The 22,834-nt window shown below is 63.5% G+C and carries 18 protein-coding genes; 11 read left to right on the forward strand and 7 right to left on the reverse strand.

Annotated elements, in window-relative coordinates:
* The first annotated feature begins 96 nt into the window (after window positions 1-96).
* From E1748_RS19090 to E1748_RS19125, 8 genes are read left to right on the forward strand one after another with little or no spacing between them, the layout of a single operon-like run.
* Window positions 97-858 (forward strand): SDR family NAD(P)-dependent oxidoreductase, encoded by a 762-nt coding sequence (locus tag E1748_RS19090; protein WP_133648720.1) that lies wholly within the window; start codon window positions 97-99, stop codon window positions 856-858.
* Window positions 855-1,628: an SDR family NAD(P)-dependent oxidoreductase gene (locus E1748_RS19095; RefSeq protein WP_133648721.1), complete on the forward strand. Its 774-nt coding sequence runs from the start codon at window positions 855-857 to the stop codon at window positions 1,626-1,628. The genes E1748_RS19090 and E1748_RS19095 overlap by 4 nt, the downstream gene beginning before the upstream one ends.
* Window positions 1,629-1,669: 41 nt before the next feature.
* Window positions 1,670-2,794: a DUF5938 domain-containing protein gene (locus E1748_RS19100; RefSeq protein WP_133648722.1), complete on the forward strand. Its 1,125-nt coding sequence runs from the start codon at window positions 1,670-1,672 to the stop codon at window positions 2,792-2,794.
* Window positions 2,795-2,809: 15 nt separating this feature from the next.
* Window positions 2,810-4,696 carry an acyl-CoA synthetase gene (locus E1748_RS19105; RefSeq protein WP_133648723.1) on the forward strand — a complete coding sequence of 629 codons (1,887 nt, stop codon included), beginning with the start codon at window positions 2,810-2,812 and terminating at the stop codon, window positions 4,694-4,696.
* Window positions 4,697-4,729: 33 nt separating this feature from the next.
* Entirely contained in the window at window positions 4,730-6,505 is a 1,776-nt protein-coding gene (locus E1748_RS19110; RefSeq protein WP_133648724.1) for an alpha/beta fold hydrolase, read from the forward strand.
* 7 nt (window positions 6,506-6,512) lie between these two features.
* Window positions 6,513-7,358 carry a poly(3-hydroxyalkanoate) depolymerase gene (gene phaZ / locus E1748_RS19115; protein ID WP_240766688.1) on the forward strand — a complete coding sequence of 282 codons (846 nt, stop codon included), beginning with the start codon at window positions 6,513-6,515 and terminating at the stop codon, window positions 7,356-7,358.
* Window positions 7,355-8,179, forward strand: a complete 825-nt coding sequence (locus E1748_RS19120; RefSeq protein ID WP_133648725.1) for an SDR family NAD(P)-dependent oxidoreductase — start codon at window positions 7,355-7,357, stop codon at window positions 8,177-8,179. Before phaZ ends, E1748_RS19120 begins: the two co-directional genes overlap by 4 nt.
* An 8-nt stretch (window positions 8,180-8,187) precedes the next feature.
* Window positions 8,188-10,947: a winged helix-turn-helix domain-containing protein gene (locus tag E1748_RS19125; RefSeq protein WP_133648726.1), complete on the forward strand. Its 2,760-nt coding sequence runs from the start codon at window positions 8,188-8,190 to the stop codon at window positions 10,945-10,947.
* 4 nt (window positions 10,948-10,951) lie between these two features.
* On the opposite strand, the gene E1748_RS19130 is transcribed toward E1748_RS19125, so the two are convergent.
* From E1748_RS19130 to E1748_RS19150, 5 genes are all read right to left on the reverse strand, one after another.
* Window positions 10,952-11,302, reverse strand: coding sequence for an NIPSNAP family protein (locus E1748_RS19130; protein ID WP_133648727.1), 351 nt, complete (start codon window positions 11,300-11,302; stop codon window positions 10,952-10,954).
* Window positions 11,303-11,398: 96 nt separating this feature from the next.
* On the reverse strand, window positions 11,399-12,439 hold the full coding sequence (locus E1748_RS19135; protein WP_133648728.1) for a porin: 1,041 nt from the start codon (window positions 12,437-12,439) through the stop codon (window positions 11,399-11,401).
* A gap of 152 nt (window positions 12,440-12,591) precedes the next feature.
* Entirely contained in the window at window positions 12,592-13,950 is a 1,359-nt protein-coding gene (gene dctA, locus E1748_RS19140) for a C4-dicarboxylate transporter DctA (RefSeq protein ID WP_133648729.1), read from the reverse strand.
* A 100-nt stretch (window positions 13,951-14,050) separates the two neighbouring features.
* On the reverse strand, window positions 14,051-14,962 hold the full coding sequence (locus E1748_RS19145; protein WP_240766689.1) for a substrate-binding domain-containing protein: 912 nt from the start codon (window positions 14,960-14,962) through the stop codon (window positions 14,051-14,053).
* 16 nt (window positions 14,963-14,978) lie between these two features.
* Complete coding sequence (locus E1748_RS19150) at window positions 14,979-15,830, reverse strand: amidohydrolase family protein (protein ID WP_133648730.1); 852 nt, start codon at window positions 15,828-15,830, stop codon at window positions 14,979-14,981.
* 144 nt (window positions 15,831-15,974) lie between these two features.
* Here E1748_RS19150 and E1748_RS19155 point away from each other — a divergent pair, with 144 nt between their 5' ends.
* The 3 genes from E1748_RS19155 to E1748_RS19165 all read left to right on the forward strand — a co-directional run bounded on the left by E1748_RS19155 (window position 15,975) and on the right by E1748_RS19165 (window position 21,111).
* Entirely contained in the window at window positions 15,975-17,228 is a 1,254-nt protein-coding gene (locus E1748_RS19155) for a LysR family transcriptional regulator (RefSeq protein ID WP_133648731.1), read from the forward strand.
* Between the two features lie 204 nt (window positions 17,229-17,432).
* Complete coding sequence (locus E1748_RS19160) at window positions 17,433-20,624, forward strand: multidrug efflux RND transporter permease subunit (protein ID WP_133648732.1); 3,192 nt, start codon at window positions 17,433-17,435, stop codon at window positions 20,622-20,624.
* Between the two features lies 1 nt (window position 20,625).
* Window positions 20,626-21,111, forward strand: coding sequence for an STY0301 family protein (locus E1748_RS19165; RefSeq protein WP_133648733.1), 486 nt, complete (start codon window positions 20,626-20,628; stop codon window positions 21,109-21,111).
* Window positions 21,112-21,230: 119 nt separating this feature from the next.
* Here E1748_RS19165 and gph read toward each other — a convergent pair whose 3' ends face one another.
* Window positions 21,231-21,920: a phosphoglycolate phosphatase gene (gene gph / locus E1748_RS19170; RefSeq protein ID WP_133648734.1), complete on the reverse strand. Its 690-nt coding sequence runs from the start codon at window positions 21,918-21,920 to the stop codon at window positions 21,231-21,233.
* A gap of 1 nt (window position 21,921) precedes the next feature.
* A complete protein-coding gene (locus E1748_RS19175) occupies window positions 21,922-22,695 on the reverse strand; it encodes an HAD family hydrolase (protein WP_133648735.1) in 774 nt (257 codons plus the stop codon).
* Window positions 22,696-22,834 lie beyond the last annotated feature (139 nt).

The following is a 22,834-nucleotide window of genomic DNA, read 5'->3' on the forward strand; positions in this document are numbered from 1 at the left end:
AACCCATCTTTAGATGGGCGGCACACAACGTTTAGCGCGGTTGAATGACCGCTAGTTCCCACTAGCGGAACACATCTTAAACAAAGGAGACAGCACGTGATCGAACTAACGGGCCGAAAGGCTCTCGTCACGGGTGCCGCTCAAGGTCTGGGCAAGGCTATCGCCGGGCTCTTCGTCGAACGCGGCGCGCAGGTGATGATCGCCGACATCGACGAAGCCGGCGCAGCCCGCACGGCCGCGGAACTCGGAGCCCAGGCGCGCTCGATACGCTGCGACGTGACCGTCGCCGCCGATTTCGATCGCGCGGTCGCTGCCACGGTCGCCGCGTTCGGCGCAATGGACACCCTCGTCAACAACGCCGGCATCGAAATCGTGAAGCCGCTGTTCGAACACAGCGAAGCAGAGTTCGAACGTCTGATGCGGATCAACGTGACCGGCGTATTTCTCGGCATGAAGCACAGCGCGCAGGCGCTGCTCGCGTCGGGGCGTGGCGTGATCGTCAACATGTCGTCGCTGGCGGGCACGAACGGCGTGCCGTTGTTCGGCGCGTATGCCGCGTCGAAAGCCGCGGTGATCCAGTTGACGCGCACGGCCGCCGCCGAGTTGCGTCCGACAGGGATCCGCGTCAACGCGGTGTGTCCCGGCTTCGTCGGCACCGCGATGGTCGAGCGGTTGATCCCGACGGTCGAAGCGGCGGTCGGTGTGCCGTTCTCCGATCTCGTCGCGCTGAAGCAGGGCCGTCTCGGTACGACGGTCGAGGTTGCCGAAGCGGTCGCCTATCTTGCGTCCGATGCCGCGTCGTTCACGACCGGCACCGATTTCCTCCTTGACGGCGGCATGTCCGCGAGCCTGCTATGAACCACGACACGATGCTCCTCAAGAACAAGGTGGCCATCGTCACCGGCGGCGGACGCGGGCTTGGCGAAGCGATTGCGCGCGCCTACGCTGCGGAAGGTGCGACAGTGGTCGTCTCCGATATCGACGGCGTCGCCGCCGAGAAAGTCGCGCGATCGCTGCCGCGTGCGAGCGCGATTACCTGCGACGTGCGCGAGCCCGCGCAGGTTCAGGCGATGATCTCCATCACCGTCGAGCGGCACGGCAAGCTCGACATCATGGTGCCCAACGCCGGCGTGGCGGTGGTCGCGCCGCTCGCGGAACAGAGTCTCGAACAGTGGCGCGCGGTGACGTCGGTGAATCTCGACGGCGTGTTCCTGTGCGTGCGCTATGCAGCACCCGCGTTGATTCGCAACGGCGGCGGCAAGATCGTGATCATGTCGTCGGTCACCGCCAAAGCGGCGTGCGCGCTGATCGGCAGCTATGCGGCTTCGAAAGCGGGCGTCGTGTCGATCGCGAAAACGGCGGCCGTCGAACTGCGCGCGCACAACGTTCGCACTAACGCGATCCTGCCGTCGTTCATCGCGACGGAACTCGTCACGTCGCACAAGCACGAGTTCGAACAGCAGCTCGGCATTCCCGATTTCGACGCGGTGATCGCACAACGGCAGGGCCGCTACGGCAAGGAAGACGAGATCGCGAGACTCGCCGTGTTCCTCGCATCCGATCGATCCAGTTTCTGCAATGGCGGCGCGTTCGTCATCGACGGCGGCGTCAGCTCGTCGCTGCTCTGACCGTCACGCAAGCCCATTACCTCTACTCAGGAGACGCAAACATGAGCGCAACAAAAAAACCGGTAGTCGTCTATGGCGTATCCGGCTACACAGGACGTCTGGTTTGCGAATATCTGCGGGAATACAACATTCCGTTCATCGCAGCCGGACGCGACAAGGCGAGAGTGCAGGCCGTCGTCGAAAAGATTCCGGGCATCGAAACCGCCGACTACGAAGTGGTCGGCGTCGAGCACAACGTCGACGCGTTGACCGAGCTGTTCAGCGGCACGAAGTTCGTCAGCAACATGGTCGGGCCGTTCATCAAGTACGGTCCGGAAGTGGTGGAGGCCAGCCTGGCCGCCGGTTGCCACTACTCCGACACGACCGGCGAACAGGACTGGGTGATGCTCGCAAAAGAGAAGTGGGGCGAGCAATACGCGCAGAAGGGACTGCTGCTGTCGCCGGGCATTGCGCATATGTACACGACGAGCGAGATCGCCGCGCAAATCTGCCTGGAGACACCGGGGCTCGACACGCTCGATATCCTGGCGATGTTCGGCGGTTTTCCGACGACGGCATCGGTGGCGACCATCTTCACGATCCTGAAAGCGAAGTGGTACTACCTGGAGCAGAACCAGTACAAGGAGTGGCCGCTGTCGACGAAGTTCGACGTCGTGATTCCCGGCCAGCATGGATTGGGGATCGCGCTTCCGTGGGGCGGCACGTGTCATCCGGTGTGGTTCAAGGACGATCCGCGTGTGGCCAACGTGAAGGTTGCCGCCGGCGTGTTCGCACGCGAAGTGATGCAAGGCGTGATTGCGACCGTGAAGCTGTACGAGGAGCAGATCAAGACGCTGCCGATGGATCAGCAGGAAGCGGAACTCGCCAAGGTCGCCGCATCGGTTCAGAGCAGCATGCCGCCGCGCGAGAATCCGCGGATCAACCGTTCGATCGATTCGGTCTATGCATCGGGGCCGCTCGGTCGCGCGCATTGCGTGATTCACGGCAACAGCAACTACAAGCAGACCGGGTTGCTGCAGGCCTATGCCGCGCTGTCGCTGCTGCAGACGCCGCCGAAGAAAGTCGGCTTCGCGTCAGGTTGCCAGGCGTTCGGGCATCGGGAGCTGCTTGGGCAGTTGCGTGCGTTCGGTCTCGTTCGCGAGCCGATCCTCACGATGCACGATTAAAGCGGACGCATCGCGATGACCACCACACGTCCCCCTCTGCGCGACCAGGTCGACATCGACTTGCTCGAGCGCGTGCCGCTCGCGGACCGGCTCGAACGCCCGATCTCGAGCTACGCGGCGATCGCGCGCCAGGCCGCGAACGCACCGATGGCCACGGCCATCACGTTCGTCCCCACCGGCGACCCCGACGACGGCGAGCAGCGCTACACGTATGCGATGCTGCTCGCGCGGATCACGCAGGTCGCCAACGCGCTGCACGGCCTGGGTGTGCAGCGGGGCGACGTCGTGTCCTACATGCTGCCCAATCTGCCGGAAACGCATTTCACGCTGTGGGGCGCAGAAGCGGTCGGCATCGTCAATCCGATCAACCCGTTTCTCGAAGTCGATCACATCGCCGGCATTCTGAATGCGGCTGGGACGCGCGTGCTGGTTGCGCTCGGGCGCCAGACTACCGCTGGCGTGTGGGAGAAAGTCGAAGCGCTGCGCGCGCACGTGCCGAGTCTCGAGGCGATCGTGCGCATCGGCGGGATCGATGCGTGTCCCGAGTGGGCGCAGGATTTCGACGCGTGGCTGGCGAAGCAGCCGACCGAGCCGCAATTCCGTCGCCCGGAAGCGCACGGCAGCGACATCGCGTCGTACTTTCACACGGGCGGCACGACCGGGACGCCGAAGCTCGCGCGTCGCAGTCACTTCAACGAATCGGCGAATGCGTGGGGCGTAACGTCTGCGGTCGACATGGGACCGCAGGACACCGTGCTGTGCGGCCTGCCGCTGTTCCATTCGAACGCGATGATGGTGACCGGGCTCGCGCCGTTCAGCGTCGGTGCACATGTCGTGCTGCTGTCCGACGCAGGCTATCGCAGCCCGAAGACTCAGGCGTCGTTCTGGCGCTCGGTGCAGCGCTATCGCGCGACGCTGTTCAGCGCGGTTCCGACGGTGTTGTCCGCGCTGCTGAACGTGCCACGCGACGGCGTCGATCTGAGTTCGCTGCGCTTCGCGATCTGCGGCGCGGCGCCGCTGTCGCCCGAACTGTTCCAGCGTTTCGAGCGCGCATCCGGCCTGAAACTGCTCGAAGGCTACGGGATGACCGAGGCCACCTGCGTGAGCTCGATCAATCCGCGCGACGGCGAACGGCCGATCGGTTCGATCGGTTTGCGTCTGCCGTATCAGGAAATGAAGATCGTCCAGCTGCATCCGCAAGGCGAGATCGATCGCGAATGCGATGTGGACGAGATCGGCACGGTGGTACTGCGCGGCCCGTATGTGTTTTCCGGCTACGTGAAGGCCAGCGACAACAAGAACGTCTGTCTCGCGGACGGCTGGCTCAATACCGGTGACCTCGGACGTCGCGACGCGAACGGCTATTTCTGGCTCACCGGACGTGCGAAGGATCTGATCATCCGAGGCGGCCACAACATCGACCCCGCGATGATCGAGGAAGGTCTGATGCGGCATCCCGCCGTGGACATCGCCGCCGCCGTTGGCATTCCCGACGGACATGCGGGCGAACTGCCGATGGCCTACGTCACGCTGCGCGCCGGTACGCATGCGAGCGCGGAGGAACTGCTGACGCATGCGCGCAGCGCAATCACCGAACGCGCGGCAATACCGGTCCAGGTGCTCGTACTCGAAGCGATGCCGCTCACCGCGGTCAACAAGATCTTCAAGCCCGCGTTGCGCGAGATGGCGATCGCGAAGGCGCTGACCGACACGGTGCAACGCGTATGTGGGAGTGCCGCGAAAGTCGACGTCGACGTGCGGCCGCATCCGAAGCTGGGACTCGAATCGCACGTCACCGTCGTGCTCGCCGATGTCGAGAACCGGGGCGCGCTGATCGCGCAGACCGAAGCGGAACTGGGCCGTCTGCCGGTGCGCTGGGTAGCGCGATGGTCGAAAACCTGACCCACTGCAATCATTGAAAACAGGAGCGGCCAGATGACCACGACCCGGGCCCGGTCGACGGCGAGCAAGACGAGCGCCGGAACGAAAAACGCTAAAGCATCGGCGCAAGCCTCACAAACAGCGGCACCGAAGGAAACGCCCGAACGCACCGCCGACAACGTGCTCGGCCAGAACCTGCTCGGCGATTTCCGTCCGTCCGATCTATGGGGCACGGCAAGCAAACTCACGAGCCGCGCGATCACGCGTCCGTTCGCGTTGCTCGATGCGACGCTGGGTTTCTGGAGCACGTTGGGCAAGGTCGCGACAGGCAGCACGCGTCTCGCCACCGAACCCGGCGATCGCCGCTTCACCGACGAAGCGTGGGAGCACAGCACGCTGTATTCCGGCCTGCTGCAGAGCTACCTGGCGCTGCGCAAATCGATGACCGACTACGCGCAGATCTCGCAGCTCGACGAACGCGCGCAGTTTCTGCTGAGCCAGATCGGCGACGCGGTGGCACCGAGTAATTTTCTGCTCGGCAACCCGAAGGCGTTGCGCCGTGCGCGCGAAACGAACGGGATGAGCCTGCTGCGCGGTGCCGGCAATCTGCTCGGCGACATTCGTCAACGGCGGCCGATTCCGTCGCAGGTTGACGAGAAGGCGTTTGAAGTCGGCGGCAATCTGGCGATGACGCCGGGCTCCGTCGTGCTGCGCACCGAAATGTTCGAGCTGATCCAGTACGCACCGCAAACACCGCAGGTGCATCGGCGTCCGCTGCTGGTCGTGCCGTCGATCGTCAACAAGTACTACATCTTCGATCTCGCGCCGGGGCGCAGCATCCTCGAGTACTACGTGCAGAACGGCTTCACCGTGTTCGTGATGGTGTGGCGCAATCCGCAGAAGCGTCACGACCGTTGGGGAATGCCCGACTACCAGGATGCGATCGACACGGCGATCGACACGAGTTGCGCAATCAGCGGTTCCGATGATGTGAACCTGTGGGCAGTCTGCGGTGCGGGTCCTGTGGCGGTGTCGATGGCAGGTTATTACGCGGCGACGAAGCAGCGCAAGATCAACAGCCTGCTGCTCGTTGTGTCGCCGCTCGACATGACCGCACTGTCGTCTGCACCGACGATCGGCGCATTGATGGATCAGCAATCGTCCGCAAGCCGCAAGGGCGGATTGATGAAGAAAGCGCAGCGCAGCCGCCGCATCAGCGCACGCGAATTCACGCTGCTGTTCGCGATGCTGCGCTCGAACGAGCTGATCTGGAGTTACTGGGTGAATAACTATCTGATGGGCGAAACGCCCGCCGCATTCGACGTGATGTACTGGAACGGCGACGGCACCGGCATGACGGCACAGTTCAATCACGACTTCAGCGCGGTCGTCGAGAGCAATCCATTCGTCACCGACGGCGCGATGATCGTGCGCGATACGCCGATCGCGGACGTCGCGGACCTCGACATCGACAGCTACGTGCTCGGTGCGAAAAACGATCACCTGTGCGTATGGCAAAGCGTTTACCGCAGCGCGCAGCTGCTCGGTCCGCGCAGCCAGTTCGTGCTCGGCAACAGCGGTCATGTGCAGACGATCGTCTGTCCGCCGGATAACCCGAAGGCCAGTTTCTCGACCGGTTCCGATCTGTCCGGCACCCCTGAGCAATGGCTGGAGAAATCCACGCGTCACAGCGGCAGCTGGTGGGCGCATGGCGTCGAGTGGACTCGCGAGCGTGCGGGCGAACTGGTCGATGCGCCCGCGCAGCCAGGCAACGATGCGTTCCCTCCGTTGTGCCCCGCACCGGGCACCTACGTTCACGAGCGCGGCTAAGGAAATCATGGGCACCGATACGATGAAACTCGTGCGGAACACGTCGGTCCGCGAGATGAACATTCGCCAGGTCAACGTGTACGGCACGACCATCCGCGCCGCTGTCTGGCCCGGCGACCGCGCGCATACACCGCTGATCCTGTTCAACGGAATCGGCGCGAGCCTCGAACTGCTCGTGCCGTTTGCCGATGCGATGGGCGACGTCGAAGTGATTGCGTTCGATGTGCCTGGCGTCGGCGAATCGTCGCAGCCACCAGTGCCGTACCGGATGTGGATGCTCGCGATGCTCGCTGGCCGGCTGCTGACGGAACTTGGTTATGACCAGGTCGATGCGCTCGGCGTGTCGTGGGGCGGAGCGCTCGCGCAGCAGTTCGCGTTGCAGAACCCGACGCGTTGCCGTCGACTGATTCTTGCTGCGACGTCGCAAGGCGTGTTGATGGTGCCCGGCAAGCTGTCCGTGCTCGCGAAATTTTTCACGGCACGTCGACACAACGATCCCGACTATCGGCAGACCATCGCAGGCGAAATCTACGGCGGCAAGGCACGCACCGGCGCGACGTCGATCGACGCGTTTCGAAAGACCAGCAAGCGCGGTTATCTGCTGCAACAGGCCGCGCTCGCCGGATGGACGAGCCTGCCGTGGCTGCCGCTGCTCCGTCAGCCGACGTTGATCATGAGCGGGGACGACGATCCTGTCATTCCGCTCGTGAATGCGAAAGTGCTGAACAGTCTGATCCGCAACAGCCGGTTGCACGTATTCAACGATGGGCACCTGTTCCTGATTTCCGAAGCCGCCGAAGCGGGCCGTGTCGTCAGGGATTTTGTGCTGTCACCAGAAGGAGCATTCGCATGAAGAAGCTGGACGGCAAGGTGGCGCTCATCACCGGTTCGGGTCGCGGTATCGGCCGGGAAATTGCGTTGAAGCTCGCGGGCGATGGTGCGCGGATCGTCGTCAACGATCTCGACGCAGCGCTCGCCGACGAAACCGTGACCGCGATCCGTGCAATCGGCTCCGATGCGGTGGCGTGTGCGGGCAGTGTCGTCGACACGGATTTCGGCAATCGCTTCGTGCAATCGGCAGTCGATACGTTCGGCGGTGTCGACATCATCGTCAACAACGCGGGCTACACGTGGGACAACGTCGTGCAGAAGATGACCGACGAGCAGTGGTACGCGATGATCGACGTGCATATGACCGCACCGTTTCGCATCCTGCGCGCAGCTTCCGACGTGATTCGTCAGGCCGCGAAAAAGGAAGCGGATGAGGGGCGTGAGGTGTTTCGCAAGGTGGTCAATATTTCGTCGCTTGCGGGCGTGGGCGGGAATACGGGCCAACTCGGTTATGGCGCGGCGAAAGCCGGCGTCAACGGGATGACGCGTGTGATGGCGAAGGAGTGGGGCCGCTTCAAGGTCAACGTGAACAGCGTCGCGTTCGGTCTGATCCGCACGCGTTTGACCGAAGCCGCTGCGGGGGCTGGCGCGATCCAGGTCGAAGGTCGCGAGATCAAGGTCGGTGTGAATCCCGACGTGATGAAGTCGATGGAAAGCGGCATTCCACTGGGCCGTGCCGGGACGCCGGAAGAAGCGGCCGGGGCCGTTTATCTGTTCTGCTTGCCCGAGTCCAATTACATCAGCGGTCAGGTGGTCGTCTGCAGCGGTGGGTTCATGTTTTGAGCACCGTCATGGCGAGCGCATCGGTCAACGCGATCGGAACGGCCACTGCGGATGCCGCGCTGATCGACTCCAAGCTCTCGCCGCCGCAACTCGGCGAGCGGCTGCTGGCGCGTTTCCGGCTCTCGTCGATGCTGCATGCGAGTCTGACGAAACGGCTCGTCTGCATCGCAGCGCCTGCGGGTTACGGCAAGACGACCGCGCTCGCGCAGTTCGTCGCGCAGCTCGACGGGCTCGGCATTCGCAGCGCGTGGCTCAGTCTCGATCTGGAAGACAACGACCCGCTGCGCTTCATGCGCTATATGGCGGCCGCGCTGCATCGCGCGGACCCGGAACTGGGACGCGGTGTGCTCGCGCAAACGCAGGGCGGCACGATGGTGTCGCTCGATTCGATCGTCGCGTCGTTGCTGCACGATCTGACCGCGCACAAAGAGCGGCTGTTGCTGGTGCTCGACGATTTCCATCTGCTGCACGACGAAAACGTGCATAACCGGCTCGAATGGTTGATCGGCCACTTGCCGTCGACGGTGTCGATCGTGGTCGCGAGCCGCACGCGTGTACCGCTGTCGGTCAGCAAGCTGCGGTTGCAGGACGATCTGCTCGAACTTGACGGCGCGCACTTCGGCCTCGATGTCGACGAAGCCGCCGATCTCGTGCAACGCGTGAGCGGCACCGTGCTCGAAGCACCGCAGCTCGAAGCGCTGCACCGGCGTACCGAAGGATGGGTCGCGGGTTTACAGCTCGCATCGCTGGCGTTACGCGAGAGCGACGACAAGAGTACCTTTCTCGCCGATTTCTCCGGCTCCGATCGCGACATCACCGACTATCTGGGCGAACAGGTGCTGGACAGCCTGTCCGCCGATCTGCGGGATTTTCTGCTCGATACCGCCGTGCTCGACCGCTTCTGCGCTCCGCTATGCGACGAAGTGCGAGGACGATCCGACAGTCACACGATGCTCGGCGAAGTGCAGAGCCGCAACCTGTTCCTGTCCGGTCTCGATCGAACGCGCACGTGGTTTCGTTATCACCATCTGTTCGCGGACTACCTGCGCGGACGCAACCAGCAGCGCAACGGCGATGCTGCGCGAGCCATCTGTCTGCGTGCGAGCCACTGGTTCATGCGCCATCATCTGCCACACGAGGCCGTGCGCTATGCGTTCGAATCCGGCGACATCGCGCATGCGGCCGATCTCGTCGCCGAGTTTTCGTCGGAACTCGTGCAATACCGTGGCGAACATGGGACGTTACTGAACTGGTTCTCGCGGCTGCCCCAGACGATGGTCGACGTGCGGCCGAGAATCCGGACCGGACATGCGTGGTCGCTGGTGCTCACGCGTCGCTACGCGGAAGCCGATGCCGAACTCAACGCGCTAGAAAAAATGCATGTCACGGAAGAGGGCGGCGACGTGCGCAGCGAAGTGGAGATGATCCGCTGCGTGTACTACGCGCTGTCGGATCAGGCACTGCTGGCCCGCACGACCAGCGCCGCATGGCTGAACGAATGGCCGCGCGCAGCCGCATTTCCAACCGGTGTCGTAGCCAACGTGCTGGCTGCCGGTTGCTGCGTCACCGACGATTTCGAAAAAGGCATTCAGGCACTGGCCATCGCGCGACGTGCGTTCACAGAATGCGGAGCGGAGTACGGGCTCGCATGGGCCAGCGCGCTGACGACGTTGATCGCGATGCGTCAGGGCGATTTTCCGCAAGCACTCGAACATGCGCGGCACGGTCTCGCGAGAGTCGAGCAGAAGCTCGGCGTCGCTTCGTATGCGGGCTCGATGCTGACGTTGCTCGCGGCGGACATCTGCTACGAACTAGGCGAGCTGGAACAGGCACAACGCTACCTCGACCTGGGCCGCCCGTTCATGGACGAGCACGGTCTCGCGGACATGAGCCTCTCCGGCTATCTGACCCGGGCGCGGCTGCTGCGGTTGCGCGGCGATATGGTCGGCGCCGACGTCTGTCTGCTCGAAGGTGAATCGCTCGGCCATCGTCTGCGGCTGCCGCGTCTCGTGCGCCTGCTGTCCGCGGAACGCTGCGTGCTGCGGTTATCAACCGGATCGTTCGACGAGGCACTGCGGCTCGCGCATTCATATGGATTCGTCGAGTATCCCGGCGGGCATGTCGTCGAGCCTGATGTGGGCGTGGTACGCGAAGACAGTGTGGAACTGCTGGTGCTGCGTCTGCGGCTTGCGCGTCGTGTCGGTAGCGAGGCGCTGGGTCTTCTTGCGGATGCGGTGCGCCGCGCGCAGCACAACGGGCACAAGGCTCAACTCGCGAGGCTGCTGGTGCTAAGGGCGGCTTATCAGTATCGCAATCCCGAGCGCGCGCAGGAAGCGTTGCGCACGCTCGACGAGGCGCTGCAGATTGCCGCTCGCTGCGGACTTCAGCGCAGTCTCCTGGATGTCGATCCTGCGGTGCCTCACATGATGAAGTCGTTCGCCGGCACGCGGACGTCCTTGCACGCGGACAGCGGTCAATCGATTCCGCCGAGCTACCTGCATCGGTTGTTGAGCGGGGCGGGCCGTCGCGTGGAAGTGCACGACGTATCGCCTGCATCCGGCGAACGCGCACCCGTCGACACGCTGACCGAACGCGAACGCAAGATTTTGCGTCTCTTGAAGGCGGGGCTCGGTAATCGCGAGATCGCGCAGAACCTCTTTCTGTCCGAGGCCACGATCAAATGGCATCTTCACAACATCTTTACGAAGCTCGGCGTGAGAAGTCGCACGAGTGCGCTTGCGAAAGCCGAGGGGATTTCGCTGCTGTGACGCGCTAGCTTTGTGGTGGAGGATTGAGCGTCCGCATATTGGCAACTGCATCGTCGGACGCCCATAGCAAGGTGTTCAGATACGTCTCGATGTGCACGATCAGCGCCTTGCGCGGGCCGTCGATCCATTCGACGGAATTGTAGAAAGCGTTCTGCTCCGCTTCCAGCGATGGACGATCCGCATAAGCCCGCACCAGGTAGTAGCTCTCGCTTTCATGATCCGAGTGTCCGTGACACACGACATCCATCCCACGCGCGCGGATCATCGGAACCGCCTCGTCCCGCATCGCTGCATGAAACTGCTGCAGCCTGCCGGGCTTGAGACGATAGGTGCGGATTTCCAGTAGCCGGTTCATCTGTCGATCTCCCGCCGCATTGGGCTCGAAAGGCTCGGAGGAATCGACAGGATGACGCGTCTCGCATCGTCGTGCAACGTCGATGCGAAGGATGCGCTAGAACAGCACGTCGAGACCGACGGTGAACGCGGTCTGACTCGACACGCCGGCCGGATTGAGTGTGCTGACCGTCGCGTGTTTATACGACGTGTAGTCGAATTCGCTGTAGAGCGTCGTGCGCCTGGACAGCAGATACGCGAGCGACAGCACCGACAGCCCGCGCCGGCTCGCCTTGTCGTTCGATACCGTGGTCTGGTAGTACGCGCCGCGAAACACGAGCACCGGCGTGATGGTCCACGACAGACCGCCGAAGCCATTGTTGGTCACCTGATGCGCGGCCGCCGGATTCTGCAGATCCTCCGACATGAAGCCGCCCGACAGACGCACCGGGCCAATGCGATAACCCGCGCCGACCATGTAGTAAGTGTCGCCGAGATAGTTCGTGCCGGTCAGGATGTTGCGATGCCCGTACACCCCGCCGACGCCCATCGGTCCCTGGGTATAGCTGATACCGACTGCGCGCGTGGAGCCACTGCTGAAATCGCCGGCCACGCCGCCGAACGAATTGTCGACCTCGAACAGCAGCGGACCGACGACGTTCTTGTACTTCACGTCGTTGTTGTTGCGCGTGCCGTCCGATGCGGTGGTCAACGGAATGATCGGCGTGAAGTGGAAACCGTACGGATCGTAGATGCTGATGATGTCGTGCGAGATCGTGTACTGACGGCCCATGTCCAGCGAGCCGTATTTGCTGTGGCCGATGCCGACGAACGCCTGGCGGTTGAATTCCGTTCCTGTCGTGTTGTCGTACTGGCCGTTGCCGAGATTGAAACCGCTCTCGAGCAGGAAGTGCGCGTTCCAGCCGCCGCCCAGGTCTTCTTTCGCGCGGAAATCGAGTTTGTTCGAACTGTAGTAGCCGTTCGAATTCATCGTGACCACCGTGCCGCCGCCTTTTGCTGCATTCGTCTGATAGCGCACGCCGCCGTCTACCGTGCCGTAGAGCTGAACGCTCGACTGCGCGTGTGCGGGCACCGCACCCAGCGTGCCGGCCGCGGCCGACAATCCCACTCCAATGGCTCTCCAAGCCGTCTTTCTCATCACGGGTCTCCGATTTAGTGTTGTATGTCGTGGAACGTGTGGCTTGATGAAAATTCGCCACATCATTCGTATGACTAATTAATACATGGACTTCTGGATCTGCTTGTCTTCGTTTTTCGCGGCACGCTGTGCCTGCCGCGAGACGTGTACCGCTAGTGGCCTACCTGACTGCCGCTTGTCTGATGAAGCCGGTTAGGCGCTGTGTCGACCGGCCGAAAACCTGTTTTCAACTCGCGTCGCAGCGCGACCCGGTCGAGCGCCTTTTCCCAGTTCGCGACGACGATCGTCGCCACGCTGTTGCCGACGATATTGGTGAACACGAACGCGCTGGACATCGCCTTGTGAATCCCGAGAATCAGCGCGATCGATTCCACCGGGATCGTGTTCGACGCGGCGAGCGTCGCGGCCAGCACGGCAATCGCCGCACCGGACACGCCTGCTGCGCCTTTCGACGTCAGCAGCAGTACGGCGAGCAACACAATCTGGTCGTGCCAGTTCATCGGCGTATTGGTGGCCTGCGCGAGAAACACGGCCGCAGCGGCGAAGTAGAGGCATGTACCGTCGTGATTGAACGTGTACGCGGTCGGCAGCACGAGACCCACGACAGATTTCTCGCAACCGAGCCGTTCGAGCTTGTCGATCAGTTGCGGAAAAACCGTTTCCGACGAACTGGTACCGATCACGAGCAGCAGCTCCGCGCCGATGTAGCGGATCAACCGCAGCAGGCTGAAACCGTTGACCTTGGCGATCGGCCACAGGATCAGCAGGATAAACAGCGCACACGTCAGATAGAACTCGAGCACGAGCTTGCCGAGCGAGAGCAGGGTGCCGAAGCCGAACTTGCTGACCGTGAACGCGATTGCACCGAATGCGGCGAGCGGCGCGATCTTCATCGTCAGGCCGATGACCCAGAACAGCGAGCCCGACACCGCGTCGATCAGGTTCAGCGCCGGCTTCGCACGTTCGCCGATGGCGGCGAGTCCGAACGCGAACAGCACCGAGAAAAACAGCACCTGCAGCACATCGCCGCCGGCGAACGCGCTGATCGCCGTGTGCGGAATCACGTTCAGCAGGAATTCGCTGGTCGTGACGACGTGATGGGCTTTCGCGACGTACGCATCGACGGCGGCGGAATGCACGCTGTGCATGTCGACGTTCATGCCGACGCCGGGCTTCAGCACGTTGATGACGACGAGACCGATCACCAGTGCCAGCGACGTCACCACTTCGAAATAGACGAGCGCCTTGATCGCGACGCGGCCGACCTTCTTGACGTCGTTGACGCCTGCGATGCCGCTGCAGACGGTACAAAAGATGATCGGCCCGATCAGCATCTGGATGATGCGGATGAACGCGTCGCCGACGGGCTGCAGGTTCACGCCGAACTCCGGGAAGAAATAGCCCGTGACGATACCCAACGCCATGCCGGCGAGGACCTGGAACGACAGGTCGCGATAGAAAGGCTGACGTCCTTTGGGTTTCGTGGCGGCGGACTGGCCGGGCAAGCTCATGATGTCTCCAAAGCAGCGGCGAACTCAGGTTCGCTCATGAATCGTGATTCGTGAAACGGACAAACGCGTCCGGCTGACGCATCAGCCAGCGAGCGATGCATCAACGCCCCGCATCCCCCAAAACGCCCACACTGTCCGCGAAAATCTCATCGACGCTCAGCTTGCGCGGCAACAATTTCTGCTGCTCACAGAACGCCAAAGTTTCCTCAAGCGGCCCACGCAACGCGTCATAACCGAACAGCAGCTTGTCAGGCTTCCCCGCATTCTCCGCAGTGACGACTGCCTTGCCACGACACAGCAAGTCGTACACCGCGCGCACCGCATGCGGCTGCGTGTCGGCCAGCGCCTTCGTCACCACGACGACGTGATTGATCGGAACATAGCGATGGAGCGCGTACCACGCACGGTCAGCGGCAGCTGCGTCGTCGATCAGCGGTTCGAGGCCGGGTTCGTCGGGCAGATCGTTGCCGAGGATCGCGGCATCGAGTTCGCCCGCGCGCAGCATCGGCAGCAACTGCGCGCCCGGTTCCGCGCGCCGCACGAACGACGGGTCGCGATACTCATCCAGATGCGCGCCTTCGATCGTGACCCAGTCGATCTGCTCGAGCGGCACGCAGTAGGTTTGCGCGAGAATCGCGCGGACCCACATGCCCGTGGTCTGCGAATACGCGCGCACACCGACCTTCTTGCCCGCGAGACTGCCGACGTCGAGTTTTCCGGCCCGCGCATTATAAATAATGCAGCCTTGCTGGAAGCGCGCGGCGACCACTGCGGGCAACAGCACGACAGGCTTGCCATACGCTTTCGCCTGCAGATACGTGACGATCGCCATTTCACTGACGTCGTACACCTGCCGACGCGCCATCGGTGCGAACGCGCGGTGAATCGGTTCGACGTCCTCGAATACGAGTTCGATCGCAGGGTCGGTGAGTTCGCCTGTTTTCAGCGGCCGCGTGTGCGGATAGGTTTTCAGCGCGGTTTTCAGGCGTAGAGGATGGGCAGCGGTATTCACGATCGAGTGTTCCTGTTCAAGCAGCAAGCGACGGATAAATCGTGCGCGCTGTGCCCGCGAAAATCGCATCGCGTGCATCGGCGGGCAGCATCGACAGGCTTTCGCGCGCGTCGGCGAGCAGTTGCGGCAGCGCGCCTTCGGCGGCCGGGAAGTTCGAGCCCCACGCGATCCGATGGGCACCGAACGCGTCGAGCACGCGCGGGAAAAATGCCGCTGGCGTCGATGCGCCGCGCGCCGCTTCGGCGATCGTGCGATTCGTGAGCTTCAGATACACCCCTTCATGCGACGCGAGGCTGAAGAGCGGGGCGGCCGCTTCGTACGGCGGCCCGCCAGCGAGTTCGGGACGCGCGAGGTGATCGAGCAGCACGCGGATGTCCGGAAAGCGCGCGAGCATGTTCAGCAGCGCGGGAATACCCTGCGCGGTCATCTGCAGACAGATCGACACCTTGTGGCGCTGCGCGTATTCCCACACCGGAAACGAACGCTCGTCGTCGAGCCAACCGGCCTGGCCGGGCATCGTGCTGCCGGTCGTGAAGAGCCGCAGGCCCGACAGTCCGGCGTCGAGCCAGCGCTGCATCTGCGCGACGGCGTCGCCGGCCAGCACGTCGATCGAGAACACGCCCGCGAAGCGGTCGGGGTGGTTGCGCACCGCCTCGACCACATAACTATTGTCGTTGCCATAAACCGTCGATGCCTGCACGACCACCGCACGATCGATCCCCGCCGCGTCCATCGACGCAAGCAACCCTTCGAAGCTGACGGGCCGCTTCGCCGACCATTCCGACTGATGCCCGCCGACAGGGGCAAGCGGATAACGCTGTGTATCAGTGGAAATTGCGTGAGTGTGCGTGTCGATGATGACGGACATGATGCTGTTCCTGAGGAAAGACTTTTTGATCGGATGGGCATCACTGTAAGGGCGATGCAGCCGAAGTCCTCAATATGAAGTGCGCCGCAGGACATAAATTCTGGTTAAGCTAAGGGTTTTCACAGGGCTGGTTTCGGAGATTGAATGGTTGACAGCGAGCGGGCAGCAGCGGAAGTCGATCAGGCGCGATTGAGGCGTCTGTTCCTGTTCGACGCGGTGTGCGAGGCCGGCGGAATCGGCCAGGCTGCGGCGCTCGCGGGGCGCACGCAGCCCGCGGTGAGTCTCGCGATCGGCAAGCTGGAAGAGAGTTTTGGCGGCAAGCTGTTCGAGCGCGGTTTCGGCGGCAGCGAACTGACGGAGGAGGGGGCAATCCTTCAACGGCGGGTGCGCCGGATGCTCGATCAGATGGAACGGGCGGTCGCGAACCTGACCGGCTACACCGGTTCCAGTGCGGCAAGCGTGGCAAGCGCAGCGAACCCCGCGAAAATCTGCCGCCATCTGACCGACACGCAGGTGCGTTGCCACATCGCGATTGCGAACGCGGGGTCGGCGGCGGAAGCGGCCCAGGCGCTCGGTATTTCTCGGCCTGCCGTGCATCGCGCGGCACGGCAGATCGAGCAGAACGTCGGCGCATCGCTGTATCGACGGCGTGTGCACAGCGTGTCGGCGAACCCCGCAGGCGTCGAATTCGCGCGTTGCCTGAGCCTCGCGCTCTACGAAATCGCGCAGGCCAGCGAAGAACTCGCATACGCGCGCGGACGACTCACCGGGAAAGTGGCGATCGGCGTATTGCCGCTGATGCCGCCGCGCCTCGTCGCCCGCGCGATCCAGCGGCTACGCGCACGCTATCCCGCCGCACGCATCACGGTCGACGAGGGCTCGCACGCGCGGCTCCTGCGCGAGTTGCGGATGGGCGCGATCGACATCATCGTCGGCGGGTTGCGCGAACCACGGCTCACCGGCTCCGTGCAGGAAACCGAGCTGTTCGCTGACCCGTACATCGTCGCGGTACGCAAAGGCCATCGGCTGGCCCGGAAACATTCGATTGCCGCACACGATCTCGCCGACTACGACTGGGTCGTCCCGCAGCGCAACGTGCCGCGACGCGCGGTGATCGATTCGATCTTCGCGCGTCTGCCGACTAAGCCGCCGCTGGTCGTCGAAACGAGTTCGCTCGCGATGATGATGGCGATGCTGGTCGAAAGCGACTGCATCACGCTGCTGTCGCGCTCGCAGATTCGCGAAGCGTACTCGGGCAGCGAGATGGTCGCGCTGGAGCTGGAGACACCGGAGGCCAGCCGGGTGGTCGGCTTCACCGTGCGCAGCGACTGGCTCGGCACCGCGCTGCAGCAGGCGTTCGTCGAGCATCTGCGGCACGAGTGCGAGGCGTCCGTTTGACGGCCAGCCAACGCCCGCTCCGTCGCCTTGCAGATCTCTTTCGACGTAAAGCATCGCTAACATAATCAGACGAATTCTTTTCGAGCGGCACGAACCCCCGGACCTCTGTGGTAACGTGCTCGCCGACGCCTTGCACAGACCCGATGCACAGGCGTTTGCTCCAATCCGGGCTCTAATCCAGAGCCGCACAGGTTCAGTTCGCGCATGCCATCATTTTTCATCGACCGACCGGTCTTTGCGTGGATCGTCGCACTCGCCATCGTCGTGGCGGGCGCGCTCGCGATTCCGCAACTGCCGATTGCGCAGTACCCCCGTCTCGCCCCGCCGCGAATCATCATCTCGGCCACCTATCCTGGTGCCTCGACCGAAGGGGTGGATAACAACGTCGCGAGCGTGATCGAGGAAAGCCTCGACGGCGCGGACGGGATGCTCTACTACGAGACCACCAGCGACGGCCTCGGCAACCTGGAAATCGATGCGACCTTCTCGCCGGGCACCAATCCCGACATCGCGATGGTCGACATCCAGAATCGCCTGAAGCAGGTCGAGCCGCGTCTGCCGCAACAGGTCGTGCAGGGGGGCATCAGCGTCTTCAAGGCCGCGAACACGTTCCTGATGCTGGTCGCGCTGCGTTCGACCGATGGCACCCGCGATTCCGTCGAACTGAGCGATTACCTGAGCCGCTACGTGCTGCGCGAACTGAAGCGCGCGCCCGGCGTCGGTGCGGCCGAAATCTGGGACGCGGACCAGGCGCTGCGGATCTGGCTCGATCCGATGAAGCTGCGCGAATACGACATCGCCGCCGGCGACGTCAATGCGGCGATCGCCGCGCAGAACGCGACGATCACGGCGGGCTCGCTCGGCAACGCGCCGTTCGTCGCGGGCCAGCAGACCACCGCGTCGGTGATCGTGAAGGGCCAGCTCGTATCGCCGCAGGAGTTCGGCCAGATCGTGCTGAAGGCGAAACCCGACGGCTCGTCCGTGCGCTTGCGCGACGTCGCACGGATCGAAGTCGGCCGAAGCGATTACTCGTTCTATTCGCGGCTGAACGGCAACGCGTCGGCGACCGTCGGCATCCAGTTGGGACCGCGCGGCAACGCGCTCGAAACGTCGAATGCGATTCGCGCGCGGCTCGACGAACTGTCGAAGAGCCTGCCGTCCGGCGTCAAGATCGAGATTCCATTCGACAGCGCGCATTTCGTGCAGATTGCGATTCGCGAGGTCGTGATCACGCTGCTCGAAGCGGTCGTGCTGGTGTTCTGCGTGATGTGGCTGTTCCTGCGCGATCTGCGCTATACGCTGGTGCCGACCGTCGTGATTCCGGTCACGCTGATGGGCGCATTTCTCGCGATGTACGCGTTCGGTCTGTCGATCAACGTGTTCACGATGTTCGGCCTCGTGCTGGCGATCGGTATTCTGGTCGACGATGCGATCGTCGTTGTCGAAAGCGTGCATCGCGTGATGGACGAGGACAATCTGCCGCCGCGCGAAGCGACCCGCAAGGCGATGTCGCAGATCAGCGGCGCGATTATCGGCGTGACCGTCGTGCTTACCGCCGTGTTCGTCCCGATGGCGTTTTTTCCGGGCGGCGTCGGCGGGATCTACCGGCAGTTCTCGGTCGCGATGATCGCGTCGATGCTGGTGTCGTCGTTCCTCGCGATGTCGTTGACGCCCGCGCTGTGCGCGAATCTGTTGAAGCCGATGAAGCAGACGCCGCAGCAGCGCGACGCACGACGCGGACCACTCGGTTTCGCCGCGCGCTGCGCGACGCGTTTCGCCGACGGCTTCGACCACGCATCGAGCGGCTACCGCTGGCTCACGACGCGCACCGTGCGGCGCGTCGGTGCCGTGCTCGCCGTGTATGCGGTGCTGGTCGGCGTCTGCGGCGTGCTGTACTGGCAGATGCCCGGCGGCTTCCTGCCGGCCGAGGACGAAGGCCAGCTGCACGTGATGATCCAGTTACCGGCGGGCGCGAACCAGGCGCGCACGCTGGCGGTCGCGGAGCGTGTCGAACAGATCCTGCATCACGAGTCGGCGATTGCGAACGTGACCACCGTGATCGGCTGGAGCTTTCAGGGTAGCGGCCAGAATGTCGGGATGGCGTTCGTCGAACTGAAGGACTGGAGCAAACGCGACGTCACCGCAATGGCGCTGCGCGATTCGCTGAACCGGCAGTTCGCGAAGATTCTCGACGGCGAGGTCGATGCACAGTTGCCGCCCGCCGTGCCCGGTCTCGGCCACTCGGACGGCTTCGTGCTGAGGCTGGAGGACCGTGGCGGCGTCGGTATCGATGCACTGAAGGCTGCGCGTGCGCAACTGTTCTCGCAGGCGAAGGCCGATCCGGTGCTGACGTCGATCCGCTCCGAGGATCTGCCGGATGCACCGCGTATCGAACTCGATATCGACCGCGCGAAGGCGTATGCACTCGGTGTGCCGTTCGAGAAGCTGGGCGATCTGCTCGGCAACACCTTCGGTTCGTACTACGTCGACGATTTTCCGGCGTCGGGCCGGATGCGTCGCGTGATCGTGCAGGGCGAAGCATCGACCCGGATGAACGTCACCGACCTGATGAACCTCGCCGTGATCAACCAGACGGGCGCGATGGTCCCGCTGTCGGAGATCGCGTCCGCGCACTGGAGTGTCGGTCCCGTGATGCTCAGCCGCTACAACGGCTACCCGTCGCTCGATATCAGCGGACGCGCGGCGCAGGGTTATAGCTCGGGCGCTGCGATGGCCGAGATGGAAAAGCTCGCGGCGTCGTTGCCGGTCGGCGTCGCGTACGACTGGGTGGACGCGGCGCGCGAAGAGACGGTCGCCGCGCGGCAGACGCCGTTGCTCGTCGCGCTGTCGCTGCTCGCCGTGTTCATGGCGCTGGCGGCGCTGTACGAAAGCTGGACGATTCCGTTCTCGGTGCTGATGGTGGTGCCGCTCGGCGTGATCGGCGCGGTCGCGGCGGTGCTGTTGCGCGGGATGCCTAACGATGTGTACTTCAAGGTCGGGATGATTACCGTGATCGGCCTGTCCGCGAAGAACGCGATTCTGGTCGTGCAGTTTGCACGCGATCTGTATTCGCGCGGCGTGCCGTTGATGCGTGCTGTCGTCGATGCGGCGGGGATGCGTTTCCGGCCGATCGTGATGACGTCGGCGGCGTTTCTGCTTGGCGTGGTGCCGCTGGTGATATCGAGTGGCGGTGGGGCGGAGAGCCGACGGTCGATTGGTACAGGGGTATTTGGTGGGGTGCTGGCTGCTACGTTGCTCGGGCTCGTGTTTGCGCCGGTGGCGTTTTATGCGGTGGTGTCGGTTGCGCAGGGTGGGTGGCGCAGGCGGAGTGCTGCGCGTGAGGCGGGGGCGAAGGGCGATATCGGTACTTCGGTGGGTGGGGCGCCGGAGAAGTGAGGTGAGGGGCTTCACGGCTAATGCAACGCATCGCATCGAACTGAATGAGGGGAACAGCGTGAATGCCGGATCGATACGGATGAAATTGACGGTATGGCTTGTATTCGCGTTCACCGTACCGGTTGTTCACGCCTACGAATTAGTGTGTCCGGCAAAGGCTCCCATCTCGGCGAATGTCAAAAGCGCACCCGACGGTTGGTCCGCGTCGCAGCGCGCGGACGGCTTGTGGGTTGATGGCTTGATCGTAACGGACGGGCCGCCCGCCGACAGAGGTGATCTGAAGCCCGAAGGTGCAGAGGGGAAAGGCACGGTCGTGTGGGACCTGTCCGGCGATCACACTGGACGTTCGTACTGGGCGTCATGCAGTTACGGCAAATGGCTGGTGCTTCTTTCCAAAAAATTGCCGGACGGAATTTCGCGGTGTTCCAGCGCGCCGTTGAAGGTCGATGCGTCGGGCAATCCGGTTGTGCGGCTTCAGTGCAAGTGACGATGGGTGTTGTGGTTGCAGGTGGAAAAGCCCCGCATTGTGGGGCTTTTTGTTTTGTGTCCTGCACATAGAAGCCCGCTTCGTCGACGCAGCCCCAACGTTCCCGTTCACTGACGCGCTCAACGCACCACACCCACCCGCTGCCACCCCTCAATCACCCCCACCACCTCCTCGATCGAATCGACAAACCCATCGCCATCCAGCATCGCGGCCCCAGTCGGCCCCGCATAACCATAGCGGACGATCACCACCGGTAGCCCCGCCGCGCGCGCGGCGGCAACATCGACCGGCGAATCGCCGACCATCGTGCTGTGCGCCGCTTCGACGTCGAGTAACCGGCACGCGTGCCAGAGTGGTCCCGGCTCCGGCTTCATGCCGGCAGGCGAATCGCCGGCGACCAGTACGTCCAGATAGCCGGCGAGTCCTGTCATCAGCAGCAAGGGGGCCGCGAGCGCTTCCGGCTTGTTGGTCACGCACGCGAGCCGGTAGCCATGGCGACGCAACGACTCGAGCCCGGATGCCGCGCCGGGGAATACGCGGCCGATGCGTCCATTGGTTTGCGCGTAGTGGTGATTGAACGCATGCAGCGCGTTCGCGAAATCGATGCGCTGCGCGAGGCCGGCTGCTTCGAGCGTGCGTCGCACGAGATTCGGCACGCCTTTGCCGATGAAACCGCTGACGGTCTCGAACGGCAGCACAGCGGCGCCGAACTCGCGCAGCATCCGGCTGGCGGCCTCGACGATGTCGGGTGCCGTGTCGATCAGCGTGCCGTCGAGATCGACCAGCACGGCCTTGAATGCGGTATTCATCTCACACCGCCTCGTGCAGCGTCAGCCGATGCCAGCGACGCAACGTATCAATGTCGACATAGCCCGCACGTTGATCCAGCATCGGCGGGCCAACCGATTCAACCGGCGCATCCGGCTCGCCAAGATGCGGCAGCACCACCAGCGCACCATCGAAGCCATCCCGCGACGTGAACGCAGTCGGCGTAATAACGGTCGGCACGCCGGCTGCGCGTGCGGCGACCAGACCGTTCGCGGAATCTTCGAATGCGATGCAGTCGGCGCCACGCAAACCGAGTTGCCGCAGCACGTCGTGGTACACGTCGGGGGCAGGTTTTTTTATCTGCGTGGTGCCGGCATCGCAAACCGCGGCGAAGCGCGTGCGCCATGCGCTGCCGAACGATGCGCCGAGCAATGCGTCGAGATTCGCCGGTGTCGTGGTCGTCGCGATCGCGACCGGAATGCCGGCATCGCGTGCTTCGTCGATCAGCCGCGCGATGCCCGGACGCAGCGGCAAACCGCCGTCGCGTACCCGTTCGGTGTAGTGGCGGGTCTTGATTGCATGCACGGCGTCGATCACGTCCTGCACTTTCGCGCCGTCGGCTTCGTCCAGATCGGCCACGCGCCAGTAATGTCGCAGGCGCTCCTTGCCGCCCGCCACCTTCAGCAGCCGCGTGTACAGCGCCTCGTCCCAGAACCAGCCGAGGCCGACCTCGGCGAACGCGGCGTTGAACGCCCGCAGATGCGCGGACTCGGTATCGGCGAGCGTGCCGTCGACGTCGAAGATGAGGGCTTGCATGATCGCGGTCCTTGTCCAGCGTGTCAGGTGCCGAGGCGGTTGCGCAACACGCCGGAAGAAGTCATGACTTCACGATAGCGGAGCGTCCCGCCGATTTGAATTCAGAGTTTGTTTCGGCTGCGATAAGGGCTGCTTTGTG

Source organism: Paraburkholderia flava, assembly GCF_004359985.1.
Classification (GTDB): domain Bacteria; phylum Pseudomonadota; class Gammaproteobacteria; order Burkholderiales; family Burkholderiaceae; genus Paraburkholderia; species Paraburkholderia flava.

Coding starts and splice junctions, on each gene's coding strand:
- E1748_RS19120 (WP_133648725.1), top strand. CDS start 7,355: ATGAAGAAGCTGGACGGCAAGGTGGCGCTCATCACCGGTTCGGGTCGC.
- E1748_RS19135 (WP_133648728.1), bottom strand. CDS start 12,439: ATGAGAAAGACGGCTTGGAGAGCCATTGGAGTGGGATTGTCGGCCGCG.
- E1748_RS19100 (WP_133648722.1), top strand. CDS start 1,670: ATGAGCGCAACAAAAAAACCGGTAGTCGTCTATGGCGTATCCGGCTAC.
- dctA (WP_133648729.1), bottom strand. CDS start 13,950: ATGAGCTTGCCCGGCCAGTCCGCCGCCACGAAACCCAAAGGACGTCAG.
- phaZ (WP_240766688.1), top strand. CDS start 6,513: ATGGGCACCGATACGATGAAACTCGTGCGGAACACGTCGGTCCGCGAG.
- E1748_RS19105 (WP_133648723.1), top strand. CDS start 2,810: ATGACCACCACACGTCCCCCTCTGCGCGACCAGGTCGACATCGACTTG.
- E1748_RS19155 (WP_133648731.1), top strand. CDS start 15,975: ATGGTTGACAGCGAGCGGGCAGCAGCGGAAGTCGATCAGGCGCGATTG.
- E1748_RS19110 (WP_133648724.1), top strand. CDS start 4,730: ATGACCACGACCCGGGCCCGGTCGACGGCGAGCAAGACGAGCGCCGGA.
- E1748_RS19175 (WP_133648735.1), bottom strand. CDS start 22,695: ATGCAAGCCCTCATCTTCGACGTCGACGGCACGCTCGCCGATACCGAG.
- E1748_RS19130 (WP_133648727.1), bottom strand. CDS start 11,302: ATGAACCGGCTACTGGAAATCCGCACCTATCGTCTCAAGCCCGGCAGG.
- E1748_RS19160 (WP_133648732.1), top strand. CDS start 17,433: ATGCCATCATTTTTCATCGACCGACCGGTCTTTGCGTGGATCGTCGCA.
- E1748_RS19150 (WP_133648730.1), bottom strand. CDS start 15,830: ATGTCCGTCATCATCGACACGCACACTCACGCAATTTCCACTGATACA.
- gph (WP_133648734.1), bottom strand. CDS start 21,920: ATGAATACCGCATTCAAGGCCGTGCTGGTCGATCTCGACGGCACGCTG.
- E1748_RS19095 (WP_133648721.1), top strand. CDS start 855: ATGAACCACGACACGATGCTCCTCAAGAACAAGGTGGCCATCGTCACC.
- E1748_RS19125 (WP_133648726.1), top strand. CDS start 8,188: ATGGCGAGCGCATCGGTCAACGCGATCGGAACGGCCACTGCGGATGCC.